This window comes from Nocardioides sp. 31GB23 (assembly GCF_040012395.1).
Taxonomy (GTDB): domain Bacteria; phylum Actinomycetota; class Actinomycetes; order Propionibacteriales; family Nocardioidaceae; genus Nocardioides; species Nocardioides salarius.
In genome coordinates, this window is the sequence record NZ_JBDYKJ010000013.1 from 68,216 (window position 1) to 81,327 (window position 13,112).

Here is a 13,112-nt window from a genome sequence, read left to right on the forward strand (position 1 = left end):
GTGCAGCGACGAGACGTAGTCATCCTCGGCTCGACCGGGTCGATCGGCACCCAGGCCCTCGACATCGTGCGGGCCAACCCCGACCGGTTCCGGGTGGTCGGGCTGAGCGCCGGCGGGTCGCAGCCCGACCTGTTCGACCAGCAGGTCGCCGAGCTCGCCCCGGCCTTCTCGGGGCTGGGGGAGGAGGCGTCGGTCGAGGCGGCCTCGATGGAGTGCGACGTGGTGCTCAACGGCATCACCGGCGCCGTCGGCCTGCGGCCCACCCTCGCCGCTCTCGACGCCGGTACGACGCTGGCGCTGGCCAACAAGGAGTCGCTGATCATGGCCGGCCCGCTGGTGCTCGAGCGCGCCCGGCCGGGCCAGATCGTGCCGGTCGACTCCGAGCACTCCGCGATCGCCCAGTGCCTGCGCTCCGGCTCGCCCGACGAGGTGCGCAAGCTGGTGCTGACCGCCAGCGGCGGGCCGTTCCGCGGGCGCAGCCGCGACCAGCTGGCCGACGTACGCGTCGAGGACGCGCTGGCCCACCCGACCTGGTCGATGGGGCCCGTGGTGACCATCAACTCCGCGACGCTGGTCAACAAGGGCCTCGAGGTGATCGAGGCGCACCTGCTCTTCGGGATCGGCTTCGACCGGATTGAGGTCGTCGTGCACCCCACGAGCGTCGTGCACTCGATGGTCGAGTTCGTCGACGGCTCCACGCTGGTGCAGGCCAGCCCGCCGACCATGCACATCCCGATCGCGCTCGGCCTGGCCTGGCCCGACCGGGTGCCCGACGCCGCGCCGGCCGTCGACTGGACCCGCCCCGAGACCTGGGAGTTCCACCCCCTCGACGACGAGGCGTTCCCCGCGGTCGCGCTGGCCCGTGAGGCGGGGGAGCGCGGCGGCACCGCCCCGTGCGTCTACAACGCCGCCAACGAGGTGTGCGTGCAGGCCTTCCGCGACGGCCGGCTGCCGTTCGTGCGGATCGTCGAGATGGTGCAGGCGGTGGTGCGGTCCCACGACGTAGGCTCGGCGCAGCACCTCACCCTCGACGACGTGCTCGCGGCCGATGCCTGGGCCCGCGAGGCGGCCGCCGACCTGATCCGGCAAGGAAGCCCCGCATGACCGCCCTGCTCTACCTCCTCGGCGTGGTGCTCTTCGTGCTCGCCATCCTGGTCTCCATCGGGCTGCACGAGCTGGGCCACATGATCCCGGCCAAGAAGTTCGGCGGGAAGGTGACGCAGTACTTCATCGGCTTCGGCCCGACCGTGTGGAGCAAGCAGGTCGGCGAGACCGAGTACGGCGTCAAGGCGGTCCCGCTCGGCGGCTACGTCAAGATCGTCGGGATGCTGCCGCCGGGCGCCGAGCAGCTGGGCGAGACGACCGTCGACGCCGAGGGCAACACCGTCACCCGGGTGCGCAAGTCGAACACCGGCATGTTCACCCAGCTCATCTCCGACGCGCGCGCCGCCGAGTGGGAGCTGGTGCGCCACGAGGACGAGGACCGGCTCTTCTACAAGATGGCGTCGTGGAAGAAGATCGTGGTGATGGCCGGCGGACCGTCGGTCAACATCCTGATCGCCTTCCTGCTCTTCCTGGGCATCTTCTCCACCTACGGCCAGCGCAGTGTCGAGCCCGACGCCGGGGCCCCGGTCATCGACTCGGTCTCCACCTGCGTGATCCCCTACGAGGACGGCGTGCGCGAGTGCCGGGCGAGCGACCCGCCGAGCCCGGCGTACGAGGCGGGGCTGCGCCCGGGCGACACGGTCACCTCCTTCAACGGCGTCGCCGTCACCGGGTGGGACCAGCTGCGCTCGCTGATCCGTGACAACGCCGGTGGCGAGGCCGTCATCGGCTACGAGCGCGACGGCCAGGTCCGCACCGGCACCACCTCGACCACGGTGCAGGCGCGCCCCACCTCCGACACCGACGTGACGCTGACCCAGGTCGGCTTCCTGGGCGTCACCCCCACCTCGCACCTCGAGGTCGTGCGCGGCGGCCCGCTGTTCACGCTGCAGGAGATGGGCGGGATGGCCAAGGACACCGTCGTGGCCCTGGCCACCCTGCCGGTCAAGGTGTGGGACGTCGCGCTGGCCGTGGTCGGGGTGCAGGAGCGCGCCGCCGACAGCCCCATCTCGATCGTCGGCGGCGGCCGGATCGCCGGCGAGGTGACCTCGGCCGAGTCGTTCCCGATCGCCGAGAAGTCGGTCTTCCTGCTCTCGCTGATCGCCGGCTTCAACTTCTTCATCGGCGTCTTCAACTTCGTGCCGCTGCTCCCGCTCGACGGCGGCCACATCGCCAGCGCCGCCTGGGAGTGGATCCGTCGCGGCTGGGCCCGCCTGCGCCGCCGCCCCGACCCCGGCTACGTCGACGCGGCCAAGCTGCTCCCCGTCGCCTACGTCGTGGCCTCCGCCCTGCTGGTGATGGGCGTCGTCCTGATCGTCGCCGACCTGGTCGTCCCGATGGAGCTGGGCCTGCAGTAGCCGCGCCGGGCGGGCGGCCTGCCGGACGTCATACGGGCGGGAGGTCCGTCCGTGCCAGACGTATGACGTCCCGGCGGGCCCGCGGCTGGGCACAGGCGGTCGTTCCCGCGCGGCCCTCCACAGCCGGTGCTCGCCGCGACGCACCTGGGGCGAGCCGGGACGAGGGTCGGGCCATGGACCGACGCCACGACCAGGAACCGCTGCTCGCCCAGGCTCGTGCCCTGGGCCAGGACCAGGGTGGCGTCGTGTCGCGCCCCCAGCTGTACGAGGCCGGTGTGCCGAGGTGGCTGGTCGCGCGCGAGCTGCGGGTGGGCCGCTGGCAACGTCTCAGCGACCAGGCCGTCTGCGTGCACAACGGGCCCGTCGTCGAGGAGGGACACTGGTGGGCGGCGGTGCTCCAGGGCGGGCCCCGCGCCCAGCTCGACGGGGCGTCGGCCCTGCTGGCGGGAGGTCTGCAGCGCTACACGGTGGCACGGGTGCGGGTCACGGTGCCGCGCGGAGCCCGGGTCCGGCGCACCCCGCGCTACGACATCCGGCAGAGCCGTCGCTGGCAGCGCGACGACGTGGTGGCCTCGGGCATCCCACGCACCCGCCCCGCCGTCGCTGCGGTGCGCGGTGCCCTGTGGGCGCGCACCGATCGCGAGGCGACGTACCTGCTGACGGCTGTGGTGCAGCAGGGCCTGGTCTCCCCGGCGGCCCTGGGTGCCGAGATCCTCCGCATCCGTCGCGACCGGCGCCGCGCGCTCCTGCACGCTGTCGTCAACGACCTGCTCGACGGTGCCAGGTCGTTGGGGGAGCTCGACGTGGTGCGCGAGCTCGAGCGACGCGGTCTGCCGCGCCCCGAGCAGCAGGTGCTGCGTCGCGACCACCGCGGCCGGTACTACCTCGACCTCAGCTGGCCGCGCTTCCGGGTCGTCCTCGAGATCGACGGCATCCACCACTCCTGGGCCGAGAACGTGGTGGGCGACGCGCTGCGCCAGAACGCGCTGTCGTTGCAGGGCGACACCGTGCTGCGTCTGCCCCTGCTGGGCTACCGGCTCGAGCCCGACGAGTTCTTCGCGCAGGTCCGGGCGGCCCTGGTCGCGGCTGGTTGGTCGGCGCGGGCGGCGTGACGCGGAGACGTCATACGTCCAGCACGAGGGGACCTCCCGCCCGTATGACGTCCGGCGAGGGGCCGGTGAGTAGCCTGGCGCCATGACCGAGATCAACCTGGGCATGCCCGCAGCACCCCCGCCGGTGCTGGCCCCGCGCCGCCAGACCCGTCAGATCCAGGTCGGCAAGGTGGGGGTGGGCAGCGACCACCCGGTCTCGGTGCAGTCGATGACCACCACGCTGACCTCCGACATCAACTCGACGCTGCAGCAGATCGCCGAGCTGACCGCGAGCGGCTGCGACATCGTGCGCGTCGCCTGCCCCAGCCAGGACGACGCCGAGGCGCTGCCGGCGATCGCGCAGAAGTCGCAGATCCCGGTGATCGCCGACATCCACTTCCAGCCCAAGTACGTCTTCGCGGCGATCGACGCCGGGTGCGCGGCCGTGCGCGTCAACCCGGGCAACATCCGCAAGTTCGACGACCAGGTCAAGGAGATCGCCCGGGCCGCGCAGGACCGCGGCACCTCGATCCGCATCGGCGTCAACGCCGGCAGCCTCGACAAGCGGCTGCTGGAGAAGTACGGCAAGGCGACCCCCGAGGCGCTGGTCGAGTCGGCGAAGTGGGAGGCCGGTCTCTTCGAGGAGCACGGCTTCCGCGACTTCAAGATCTCGGTCAAGCACAACGACCCGGTCGTGATGGTGCGCGCCTACGAGATGCTCGCCGCCGAGGGCGACTGGCCGCTGCACCTCGGGGTCACCGAGGCGGGCCCGGCCTTCCAGGGCACCATCAAGTCGTCGGTGGCCTTCGGCCACCTGCTGGCCCAGGGCATCGGCGACACGATCCGGGTCAGCCTGAGCGCCCCGCCGGTCGAGGAGGTCAAGGTCGGCCTGCAGATCCTGGAGTCGCTCAACCTCAAGCCGCGCCGCCTCGAGATCGTCTCCTGCCCCTCGTGCGGGCGCGCCCAGGTCGACGTCTACAAGCTCGCCGACGAGGTCACCGCCGGCCTGGAGGGCCTCGAGGTGCCGCTGCGGGTGGCCGTGATGGGCTGCGTCGTCAACGGCCCCGGCGAGGCCCGCGAGGCCGACCTGGGTGTCGCCTCCGGCAACGGGAAGGGCCAGATCTTCGTCAAGGGCGAGGTCATCAAGACCGTGCCCGAGTCGAAGATCGTCGAGACCCTGATCGAGGAGGCCATGCGCATCGCCGAGGGCATGGAGAGCGTCGACGGCTCCTCCGCCGAGATCTCCGTCGGCTGAGACCTCCCCGACACGTAGGCTCGGCGACGTGCTGACCACCCGCCACGGCGTCCGAGTGCTCGGAGCCGCCGACCTGGCGGACTTCCTCGCGCTCAGCGAGCGCGACCCCGTGGTCAACGTCTTCGTCGAGCACCGCGCGCGCAGCACGAACCTCGAGCCGCGCTGGCTCGGCGGCGAGGTCTGGGGCCGGTACGCCGACGGGCGCCTGGTGGCCGCCTGCCACGTGGGCGCCAACCTGGTCCCGGTCAACGCCACCCCCGACGACGCCCGGGCCTTCGCCGAGCGCGCCCTGTCGCGCAGCCGCTCGGTGTCGACGATCGTGGGTCCCCACGACGCGGTACGGGCCTTCTGGCAGGTCGTGTCGGGCTCCTGGGGCCCGCCGCGCGAGACCCGCTGGCGCCAGCCCCACCTCGAGCTGTCGGGCCCGGCGGCGGTCGCGGCCGACCCCCGGGTGCGGCGTACGACCCGCGAGGACATGGACCTGCTCTACCCGGCGTGCGTGGCGATGTACACCGAGGAGGTCGGGCTCTCGCCCGAGGCCGGGGGAGGGGCCGACCTCTACCGCGCCCGCGTCGCCCAGCTGGTCAGCCGCGGCTGGTCCTTCGCCCGCTTCGACGGCGGCCGGCTGGTCTTCAAGGCCGAGGTCGCCTGCACCTCCCCGCACGCCGCCCAGATCCAGGGCGTCTGGGTCGCCCCCGACCGGCGAGGCGAGGGCCTGGCGGTCGGCGGGATGGCCGCGGTCGCGGAGATCGTGCGCCGCGAGGTCGCGCCGACGGTCTCGCTCTACGTCAACGAGTGGAACACCGCCGCCCGCCGGGCCTACCGCACCGTCGGCTTCGAGGAGACCGCGCGGTTCTCCACCGTCATGTTCTGAGGGGGCACGGCTGCTCGCCCGGGCGAGCCCGAAACCGGTGCGCGGACCAGCAGCCGCTCGCCGTACCCTTGCGCGCATGACTGCCTCGACGCGGAGCTCTGCCCGGATCCTGCGGATGTCCCAGCTGTTCGTGCGGACGCTGCGCGAGGACCCGGCCGACGCCGAGGTCCCCAGCCACCGCCTCCTGGTGCGCGCCGGCTACATCCGCCGCGCCGCCCCGGGCATCTACACCTGGTTGCCGCTGGGCCTGCGGGTGCTGCGCAACATCGAGGCCATCGTGCGCGAGGAGATGAACGGCATCGGTGCCCAGGAGCTGAGCTTCCCGGCGCTGCTGCCCCGCGAGCCCTACGACGCCAGCGGGCGCTGGACCGAGTACGGCGACGGCATCTTCCGGCTCAAGGACCGCAAGGACGCCGACTACCTGCTCGGCCCCACCCACGAGGAGATGTTCACCCTCGTGGTCAAGGACCTCTACTCCTCCTACAAGGACCTGCCGCTCTCGATCTACCAGATCCAGACGAAGTACCGCGACGAGGCGCGCCCCCGCGCGGGGCTGCTGCGCGGGCGCGAGTTCACGATGAAGGACTCCTACTCCTTCGACGTCGACGACGCCGGGCTCGACGAGAGCTACCAGCAGCACCGCGACGCCTACGTGCGCATCTTCGACCGGCTCGGCTTCGAGTACGTCGTGGTGAAGGCGACGTCGGGCGCCATGGGCGGTTCGCGCTCGGAGGAGTTCCTGGCCAAGGCCGAGGTCGGCGAGGACACCTACGTCAGCTGCACGACCTGCGACTACGCCGCCAACGTCGAGGCCGTCGAGGTGCGCGCTCCCGCGCCGGTGGCCTACGACGACGCGCCGGCCGCCCACGCCGAGCAGACGCCCGCGACGCCGACCATCGAGACGCTGGTCGACCACCTCAACGCCGAGCACCCCCGTGACGACCGCGCCTGGACGGCCGCCGACACCCTCAAGAACGTGCTGGTGCAGCTGCGCCACCCCACGGGCGAGCGCGAGGCGCTGGCCATCGGCGTGCCCGGCGACCGCGAGGTCGACCTCAAGCGCCTCGAGGGCCAGCTCGAGCCCATCGAGGTCGAGCCGATGGACGAGGCGGCGCTCAAGGAGCACCCCGCCCTGGTCAAGGGCTACATCGGCCCCGGCGTGCTGGGCGAGGAGAGCGCCTCGGGCATCCGCTACCTGGTCGACCCGCGCGTGGTCGAGGGCACCCGCTGGGTCACCGGTGCCAACGTCGACGGCAGCCACGTGCTCGACCTCGTCGCCGGGCGCGACTTCACCCCCGACGGCACCATCGAGGCAGCCGACGTGCGCGAGGGCGACTCCTGCCCGCGCTGCGACGACGGGACCCTGCGGACCTCGCGCGGCATCGAGATGGGCCACATCTTCCAGCTCGGTCGCAAGTACGCCGAGGCGCTCGACCTGCGGGTGCTCGACGAGAACGGCAAGCTGGTCACCGTCACGATGGGCTCCTACGGCATCGGCGTGACCCGAGCGGTCGCTGCGGTGGCCGAGGGCACCCTCGACGACATCGGGCTGTGCTGGCCGCGCAACGTCGCCCCGGCCGACGTGCACCTGGTCGCCGCCGGCAAGGACGAGTCGATCATCGCCGCCGCCGAGCGGATCGCCCACGAGCTGGCCGAGGCCGGCGTCGAGGTGCTCTACGACGACCGCGTCGGCAAGGTCAGCCCCGGCGTGAAGTTCAAGGACGCCGAGCTCATCGGGGTGCCGACCATCGTCGTGGTGGGCCGCGGCCTCGCCGAGACCGGCGAGGTCGAGGTCAAGGACCGCGCCACGGGCGAGAAGACCGGGGTCGCCGCCGACCACGTCGTCGCGCACCTGGTCGACCTCGTACGCCGGTGAGCGCCGCGGGAGCGGGCGTGCCGGGCGTGCCCGGCGGGCCGGGGGTGGACGCCGTCATCTTCGACTGGGGCGGCACCCTGACCCGCTGGCACGACGTCGACTTCCACGCCGAGTCGCTCGCGCTGGCCGGCGCCGTACGCCGCACCCCGAGCACCGCCGACGACGCCCTGCTCGACGACCGCGGGGAGCACGCCGCCCGGCTGCTCGGTGCGGGGGAGGTGGTGTGGGGGCGCAGCCGCGACCACCAGCGCAGCGCCACCATCGAGGATCTCTTCGAGGAGGCCGGGCTCGACCACGACCCCGACCTGCTCGCGGCCTACTTCGAGTTCTGGGAGCCGCACACCGCGACCGACCCCGAGGTGCGTCCGCTGTGGGAGGCGCTGCGCGCCGACGGCATCAAGGTCGGCATCCTGTCCAACACGCTGTGGCCGCGCGAGTGGCACGTCGGGTTCCTCGAGCGCGACGGGGTCTACGACCTCGTCGACGGCGACGTCTACTCCAGCGAGATCGAGTGGACCAAGCCCTCGCCGCACGCCTTCCGCGCCGCCATGGGCGCCGTGGGCGTCGACGACCCGGCCCGCTGCGTCTACGTCGGCGACCGGCTCTACGACGACGTGTGGGGCGCCCAGCAGGCCGGGATGCGCGCGGTGCACGTGCCGCACAGCCGGATCCCCGCCGGCCAGGTCGGCCACACCGAGGGCGTCCCCGACGCCGTGGCCCACCGCCTCGCCGACGTGCACGCGATCGTCTCGGGCTGGCGCTAGCCGGCACCGCACTTCTGCAGGTTCGTGCACTGCACGAAGAGGAGGGGGCGCGGGCCTCGCCGCCGGCCCCCGGCCGGGCCACGATCAGCGCACCGGCCGCTCACCCTGCGGCCCCGCGTAGATCGAGGAACCCCGCAGATGACCCTGTCGCACCGTCTCCCCGCCGCCCTGCTGGCCCTGGCCACCCCCGCCCTGGCCGGCGTCCTGCTCGGCACCGCGCTCGCCGCCCCCGCCTCCGCCCAGGTGCCGCTCGACACCCTGACCCCGCGCGTCGCCGAGTGCGTCGAGGGCGGCCAGGACGGCACCGAGGCCGCGCGTGGCGGCCCGCGCGGCACCGACCACCGCGAGGTGACGCGCCGCGAGCAGCGGCGCATCGAGCGCGACATGGCCCGCCGCCTCGAGGCGCGCGGCACCAGGCCGGCCACGGCCGCCCGCGCGGGCGGCACCATCCCGGTCTACGTGCACGTGATGCGCGACTCCGCGGGCGGCGGCGACGTCAGCGACAGCCGCATCCAGCAGCAGGTCGACGTGCTCAACCGCAGCTTCGCCGGCCAGAAGTCGGTCAGCGCCACCGACACCGGCTTCCGCTTCACGCTGGCCGGCATCGACCGGTACAGCAACACCAGCTGGCACCAGGACAAGCAGTCCTCCACCTACCGCCGCCAGACCCGCCAGGGCGGCGCCGACGCGCTCAACATCTGGCTCGTCGACTTCGCCTACCTCGGCGTGGCCACCTTCCCGTGGGACTACGCCCGCAACGGCGCGATCGACGGCATCCGGGTCAACTACACGACGGTGCCGGGCGGCTCGGCGACCAACTACGCCGCCGGCGAGACCACCACCCACGAGGCGGGCCACTGGCTGGGGCTCTACCACACGTTCCAGGGCGGCTGCACGAGCAGCAACGACCTGGTCGCCGACACCCCGGCCCAGTCGAGCTCGACCACCGGCTGCCCGGCCGGACGCGACTCGTGCTCGCTGCCCGGCCTCGACCCGATCCACAACTTCATGGACTACAGCTACGACGACTGCTACCTCGAGTTCACCCCCGGCCAGTCGAGCCGGGCCAACCAGGCCTTCGCCGCCTACCGGTGACCCCGGCCGGCCCTTCCCGGGCCCTTCCCGGGTCGGTCCGGGGTCGTCCCGGGCCGCTGCAGTTAGTTGCATTGCAGGTTTGTGAGGAGGCGAGTGGGGGGCGTGGGGGTGCGGCGCAGGGCATGATCTAGGCGTCAGGAGCGCCGGGCCCCCCAGCAGGGCGCTCCTGACGCCACGCCTGCGGGGGAGATCTCGGGACTCCCTCGCAGGCGGCCGGGGCCGCTCACGGGTGCCGCCCGGCGCTGACCGGCGCTGACCGGCGCCGCGCTCCTCCGCAGGTCAGCCCTGCTGGCCCAGCCCCAGCCCCGGCAGCGGCTCGGCCGCGCCGCCGAAGCCCAGCACCGCCACCGCGGTCTCGGTCAGCACCGCGACCGCCGCTCGCCGGCGGGCCCCCGAGGTGGCCGCCACCAGCGCGGCGTACGTCGAGGCGCAGCGCTGCTCCAGCAGCGCCGCGGTGGCGGAGACCTGCTCGGGGGTGCCGACCGGGCCCGGGGCGTCGTACGCCGCCCGGGTGCCCACCGGCTCCTCGCCGAGCCCACGCAGCTCGACCTCGAGGGCGTCGCGGCGACCGCGGTGGCCGGCCCAGGCCAGCGAGACCCGCTCGTAGAGCTCGGGCGTGGCCGAGAGGGAGGTGGCCGCGCCGAGCGTGCCGTAGACGTGGATCGCCGCGTGCTCGGCGGCCAGGGCCTCCTGCAGCGCCTCGACGGTGCTCATCAGGCACCACCGGCGGGGGAGACCTCGCCCAGCAGCACCTGCTGCTGGGACACCCCGGCGCACACCGCGGCGACCAGCCTGGCCAGGGCGCCGCTCTCGGCGTCGACCGCGAGGTCGACGAGCCGCCGGCGGGCGGTCTCCTCGCGATCGCGCACCGCGTCGAGGGCGGCGGCCGGACGGCCCGGCACCCGTGCCCGTCCCCGGGGGCCCGGGTCGTCGGCGCCGGTGGCCAGCACCGCCTCGAGCTGGGCCCGGTGCGCCCGCAGCGCCGGCGCGAGCGGCCGGCGCAGCGCGCCGTGCCGAGCGCGGGTCGCCTCGAGCAGCGCGACCAGGGCGCCGACCTCGCCCAGCACCCCGGCGACGACGGCCACGTCGGGGTCCTCGCTGCTCGCGCCGGGTGTGAGATCGGTCGCGGGCGCGTCGTTGCAGGCGCCCAGCAGCAGCGGCAGGGGAGCCCCGGCTGCGAGGGCACGCAACGCCGTACGACGGGTCGCGGAGGGCTCGTGGGGCACCGCCCGACCCTACCGGCCGAAGCGCGTCCCGGGCCGGACAGGGGCTATCGTGGCTGCACCGCAACGCCCGCACCAGCACAAGAGAACACCGGAGGTCTCCGACCCGTGACCCAGCCCAACCAGGACACCACCAGGGACCGGATCGAGGCGGAGCTCGTCGCGCCGCTGCTGGCCCTCGAGCTCGACGTCGAGGCCGTGGAGATCACTCCGGCCGGCAAGCGGCGGGTGCTGCGCGTGGCCGTGGACAAGGACGGCGGCGTGACGCTCGACGACGTGGCCGAGGCCACCCGCGAGGTCAACCGGGTCCTCGACGAGTCCGACGTGATGGGGGAGCAGCCCTACACCCTCGAGGTGACCTCGCGCGGCGTGGACCGCCCGCTCACGCTGGAGAGGCACTGGCGGCGCAACACCGGTCGCCTGGTCAAGCTCACCACGACCGACGGCACCTCGCTGACCGGCCGCATCCTCACCGCGGGACCCGAGTCGGCCACCGTCGAGGTCGACGGCGCCGAGCGCGAGGTGCGCTACGCCGACGCGACCAAGGCCCTGGTGCAGGTCGAGTTCAACCGCCCGGCCACCGCCGCCGAGCCCGACGGCGACCAGGACGGCGACCAGGACGGCGACGGGGACGAGATCACCGACGAGAACACCGACGAGTCGGGAGAGGACGCCTGATGGACATCGACATGAGCATCCTGCGGATGCTGGAGCGCGAGAAGGAGATCTCCTTCGAGGTCCTGGTCGAGGCGATCGAGCAGGCGCTGCTGATGGCCTACCAGAAGACCTCGGGCGCCTACGAGGAGGCGCGGGTCGAGCTGGACCGCAAGACCGGGCACGTCACGGTGCTGGCCGCCGAGCTCGACGACGACGGCAAGAAGATCGGCGAGTTCGAGGACACCCCGCAGGGCTTCGGGCGGATCGCGGCCACCACGGCCAAGCAGATCATGCTGCAGCGGCTGCGCGACGCCGAGGACGACCTGCGCTTCGGCGAGTTCGCCGGCAAGGAGGGCGACATCGTCTCGGGCGTGATCCAGCAGGGTCGCAACCCCGACGACGTCATGGTCGACCTCGGCAAGCTCGAGGCCCTGCTGCCCGTCAGCGAGCGGGTGCCCGGCGAGGACTACAGCCACGGCACCCGGATCAAGTGCCTGGTCGTCTCGGTGCGCAAGGGCATGCGCGGCCCCCAGATCACGCTCTCGCGCTCGCACCCCAACCTGGTCAAGCGCCTCTTCGCCCTCGAGGTCCCCGAGATCGCCGACGGCACCGTCGAGATCGCGGCGGTGGCCCGCGAGGCCGGGCACCGCACGAAGATGGCGGTGACCAGCAGCGCGTCGGGCGTCAACCCCAAGGGGGCGTGCATCGGGCCGATGGGCCAGCGGGTGCGCAGCGTGATGGCCGAGCTCAACGGCGAGAAGATCGACATCGTGGACTGGGCCGAGGACCCCGCGGCCCTGGTCGCCTCCGCCCTGTCGCCGGCCCGGGTCACCTCGGTCGAGATCGTCGACGCGGCCGCGCGCTCGGCGCGCGTGGTGGTGCCCGACTTCCAGCTCTCGCTGGCCATCGGCAAGGAGGGGCAGAACGCCCGTCTGGCCGCCCGGCTGACCGGGTGGCGCATCGACATCCGCAGCGACGAGGCCCCCCGCGAGACCGAGGTCGTGGCCCCTCCCTCCTGAGCCTCCCGGTTCGGTGCCTGGGGGTCCGACCCGCTAAGGTTGTCGGTGGTGGTCCATCCAGACGTTGTCCCTGCGCCCACGGCCGATCCCGCGTCCAGCGGGCCCGTCCGCACCTGCGTGGGATGTCGGGAGCGGGCCACCAAGGACGAGCTGTTGCGTCTCGTCGTCGGCTCGGACTCGCACGGCCACCCGGCCGTCGTGCCCGATCCCGGGGGCGGCGCGGCCGGTCGCGGGGCGCACCTGCACCCCACGACCGCGTGTCTCGACCTCGCCGTGCGGAGGAAGGCCTTCGCCCGCGCGCTGCGCGTCAGCGGCGGGCCGGGGCTCTCCAGCGCACCGGTGGCCGAGCACCTCGCGGCCGGCACCAGCACGACCAGCAGCACCATCAGCAGCACCGAAGACAGCGAGGCGGTCCGATGACCGCCCGGACGACCAGGAACTGGAGCAGCAGCTCATGAGCACTCGATGAGTTCTTCCCGATGAGTTTGCACCACCACTAACGGTCCCCAGGACGCCCGTGACCCGGGTCTGGGGCCAGAAGGAGAATTGTGGCCAAGACCCGCGTACACGAGCTCGCCAAGGAGTTCGGCGTCGAGAGCAAGTTCGTTCTCGAGAAGTTCAAGGAGATGGGGGAGTTCGTCAAGTCGGCGAGCTCCACCGTGGAGCTCCCTGCGGAGATGCGTTTCCGCAAGGAGTACGGCGACAAGCTGAAGGCCCAGGCGCCTGCCAGCCCCGCCCCGGCCAGCCCGGCCTCCGGGGCCTCCGGTGCGGCGGCCGGCTTGGGCGCCTTGGGGCC

14 protein-coding genes are annotated in these 13,112 nt (G+C 73.2%); 12 read left to right on the top strand and 2 right to left on the bottom strand.

The window, feature by feature from the left end; genetic code table 11:
• From dxr to ABKW28_RS06140, 8 genes are all read left to right on the top strand, one after another.
• Complete coding sequence (dxr, locus tag ABKW28_RS06105) at positions 1–1,104, top strand: 1-deoxy-D-xylulose-5-phosphate reductoisomerase (RefSeq protein ID WP_348607282.1); 1,104 nt, start codon at positions 1–3, stop codon at positions 1,102–1,104.
• Positions 1,101–2,462 carry a site-2 protease family protein gene (locus tag ABKW28_RS06110; RefSeq protein WP_348607285.1) on the top strand — a complete coding sequence of 454 codons (1,362 nt, stop codon included), beginning with the start codon at positions 1,101–1,103 and terminating at the stop codon, positions 2,460–2,462. Before dxr ends, ABKW28_RS06110 begins: the two co-directional genes overlap by 4 nt.
• Before the next feature lie 173 nt (positions 2,463–2,635).
• Complete coding sequence (locus ABKW28_RS06115) at positions 2,636–3,574, top strand: DUF559 domain-containing protein (protein WP_348607288.1); 939 nt, start codon at positions 2,636–2,638, stop codon at positions 3,572–3,574.
• Positions 3,575–3,656: 82 nt separating this feature from the next.
• Positions 3,657–4,808 (top strand): flavodoxin-dependent (E)-4-hydroxy-3-methylbut-2-enyl-diphosphate synthase, encoded by a 1,152-nt coding sequence (gene ispG, locus ABKW28_RS06120; protein ID WP_193667994.1) that lies wholly within the window; start codon positions 3,657–3,659, stop codon positions 4,806–4,808.
• Positions 4,809–4,836: 28 nt separating this feature from the next.
• Entirely contained in the window at positions 4,837–5,682 is an 846-nt protein-coding gene (locus tag ABKW28_RS06125; protein ID WP_193667995.1) for a GNAT family N-acetyltransferase, read from the top strand.
• A 76-nt stretch (positions 5,683–5,758) separates the two neighbouring features.
• Complete coding sequence (locus ABKW28_RS06130) at positions 5,759–7,558, top strand: proline--tRNA ligase (RefSeq protein ID WP_348607291.1); 1,800 nt, start codon at positions 5,759–5,761, stop codon at positions 7,556–7,558.
• A complete protein-coding gene (locus ABKW28_RS06135; protein WP_348607294.1) occupies positions 7,555–8,322 on the top strand; it encodes an HAD family hydrolase in 768 nt (255 codons plus the stop codon). Before ABKW28_RS06130 ends, ABKW28_RS06135 begins: the two co-directional genes overlap by 4 nt.
• A gap of 138 nt (positions 8,323–8,460) precedes the next feature.
• On the top strand, positions 8,461–9,417 hold the full coding sequence (locus ABKW28_RS06140) for a zinc metalloprotease (protein ID WP_348607297.1): 957 nt from the start codon (positions 8,461–8,463) through the stop codon (positions 9,415–9,417).
• 279 nt (positions 9,418–9,696) lie between these two features.
• On the opposite strand, the gene ABKW28_RS06145 is transcribed toward ABKW28_RS06140, so the two are convergent.
• Together ABKW28_RS06145 and ABKW28_RS06150 are read right to left on the bottom strand one after the other, a co-directional pair.
• Positions 9,697–10,131: a ferritin-like domain-containing protein gene (locus ABKW28_RS06145; RefSeq protein ID WP_348607300.1), complete on the bottom strand. Its 435-nt coding sequence runs from the start codon at positions 10,129–10,131 to the stop codon at positions 9,697–9,699.
• A complete protein-coding gene (locus ABKW28_RS06150; protein ID WP_348607303.1) occupies positions 10,131–10,643 on the bottom strand; it encodes a hypothetical protein in 513 nt (170 codons plus the stop codon). Before ABKW28_RS06150 ends, ABKW28_RS06145 begins: the two co-directional genes overlap by 1 nt.
• A gap of 105 nt (positions 10,644–10,748) precedes the next feature.
• Between ABKW28_RS06150 and rimP the strand changes: the two genes are divergently transcribed.
• The 4 genes from rimP to ABKW28_RS06170 all read left to right on the top strand — a co-directional run.
• Positions 10,749–11,318: a ribosome maturation factor RimP gene (gene rimP, locus ABKW28_RS06155; RefSeq protein WP_348607306.1), complete on the top strand. Its 570-nt coding sequence runs from the start codon at positions 10,749–10,751 to the stop codon at positions 11,316–11,318.
• Entirely contained in the window at positions 11,318–12,316 is a 999-nt protein-coding gene (nusA, locus tag ABKW28_RS06160; protein WP_193670474.1) for a transcription termination factor NusA, read from the top strand. The genes rimP and nusA overlap by 1 nt, the downstream gene beginning before the upstream one ends.
• A gap of 117 nt (positions 12,317–12,433) precedes the next feature.
• Positions 12,434–12,736 carry a YlxR family protein gene (locus ABKW28_RS06165; RefSeq protein ID WP_348607308.1) on the top strand — a complete coding sequence of 101 codons (303 nt, stop codon included), beginning with the start codon at positions 12,434–12,436 and terminating at the stop codon, positions 12,734–12,736.
• Between the two features lie 128 nt (positions 12,737–12,864).
• Positions 12,865–13,112: translation initiation factor IF-2 N-terminal domain-containing protein (locus ABKW28_RS06170; RefSeq protein WP_348607311.1), on the top strand; the 248-nt coding region annotated here is incomplete at its 3' end.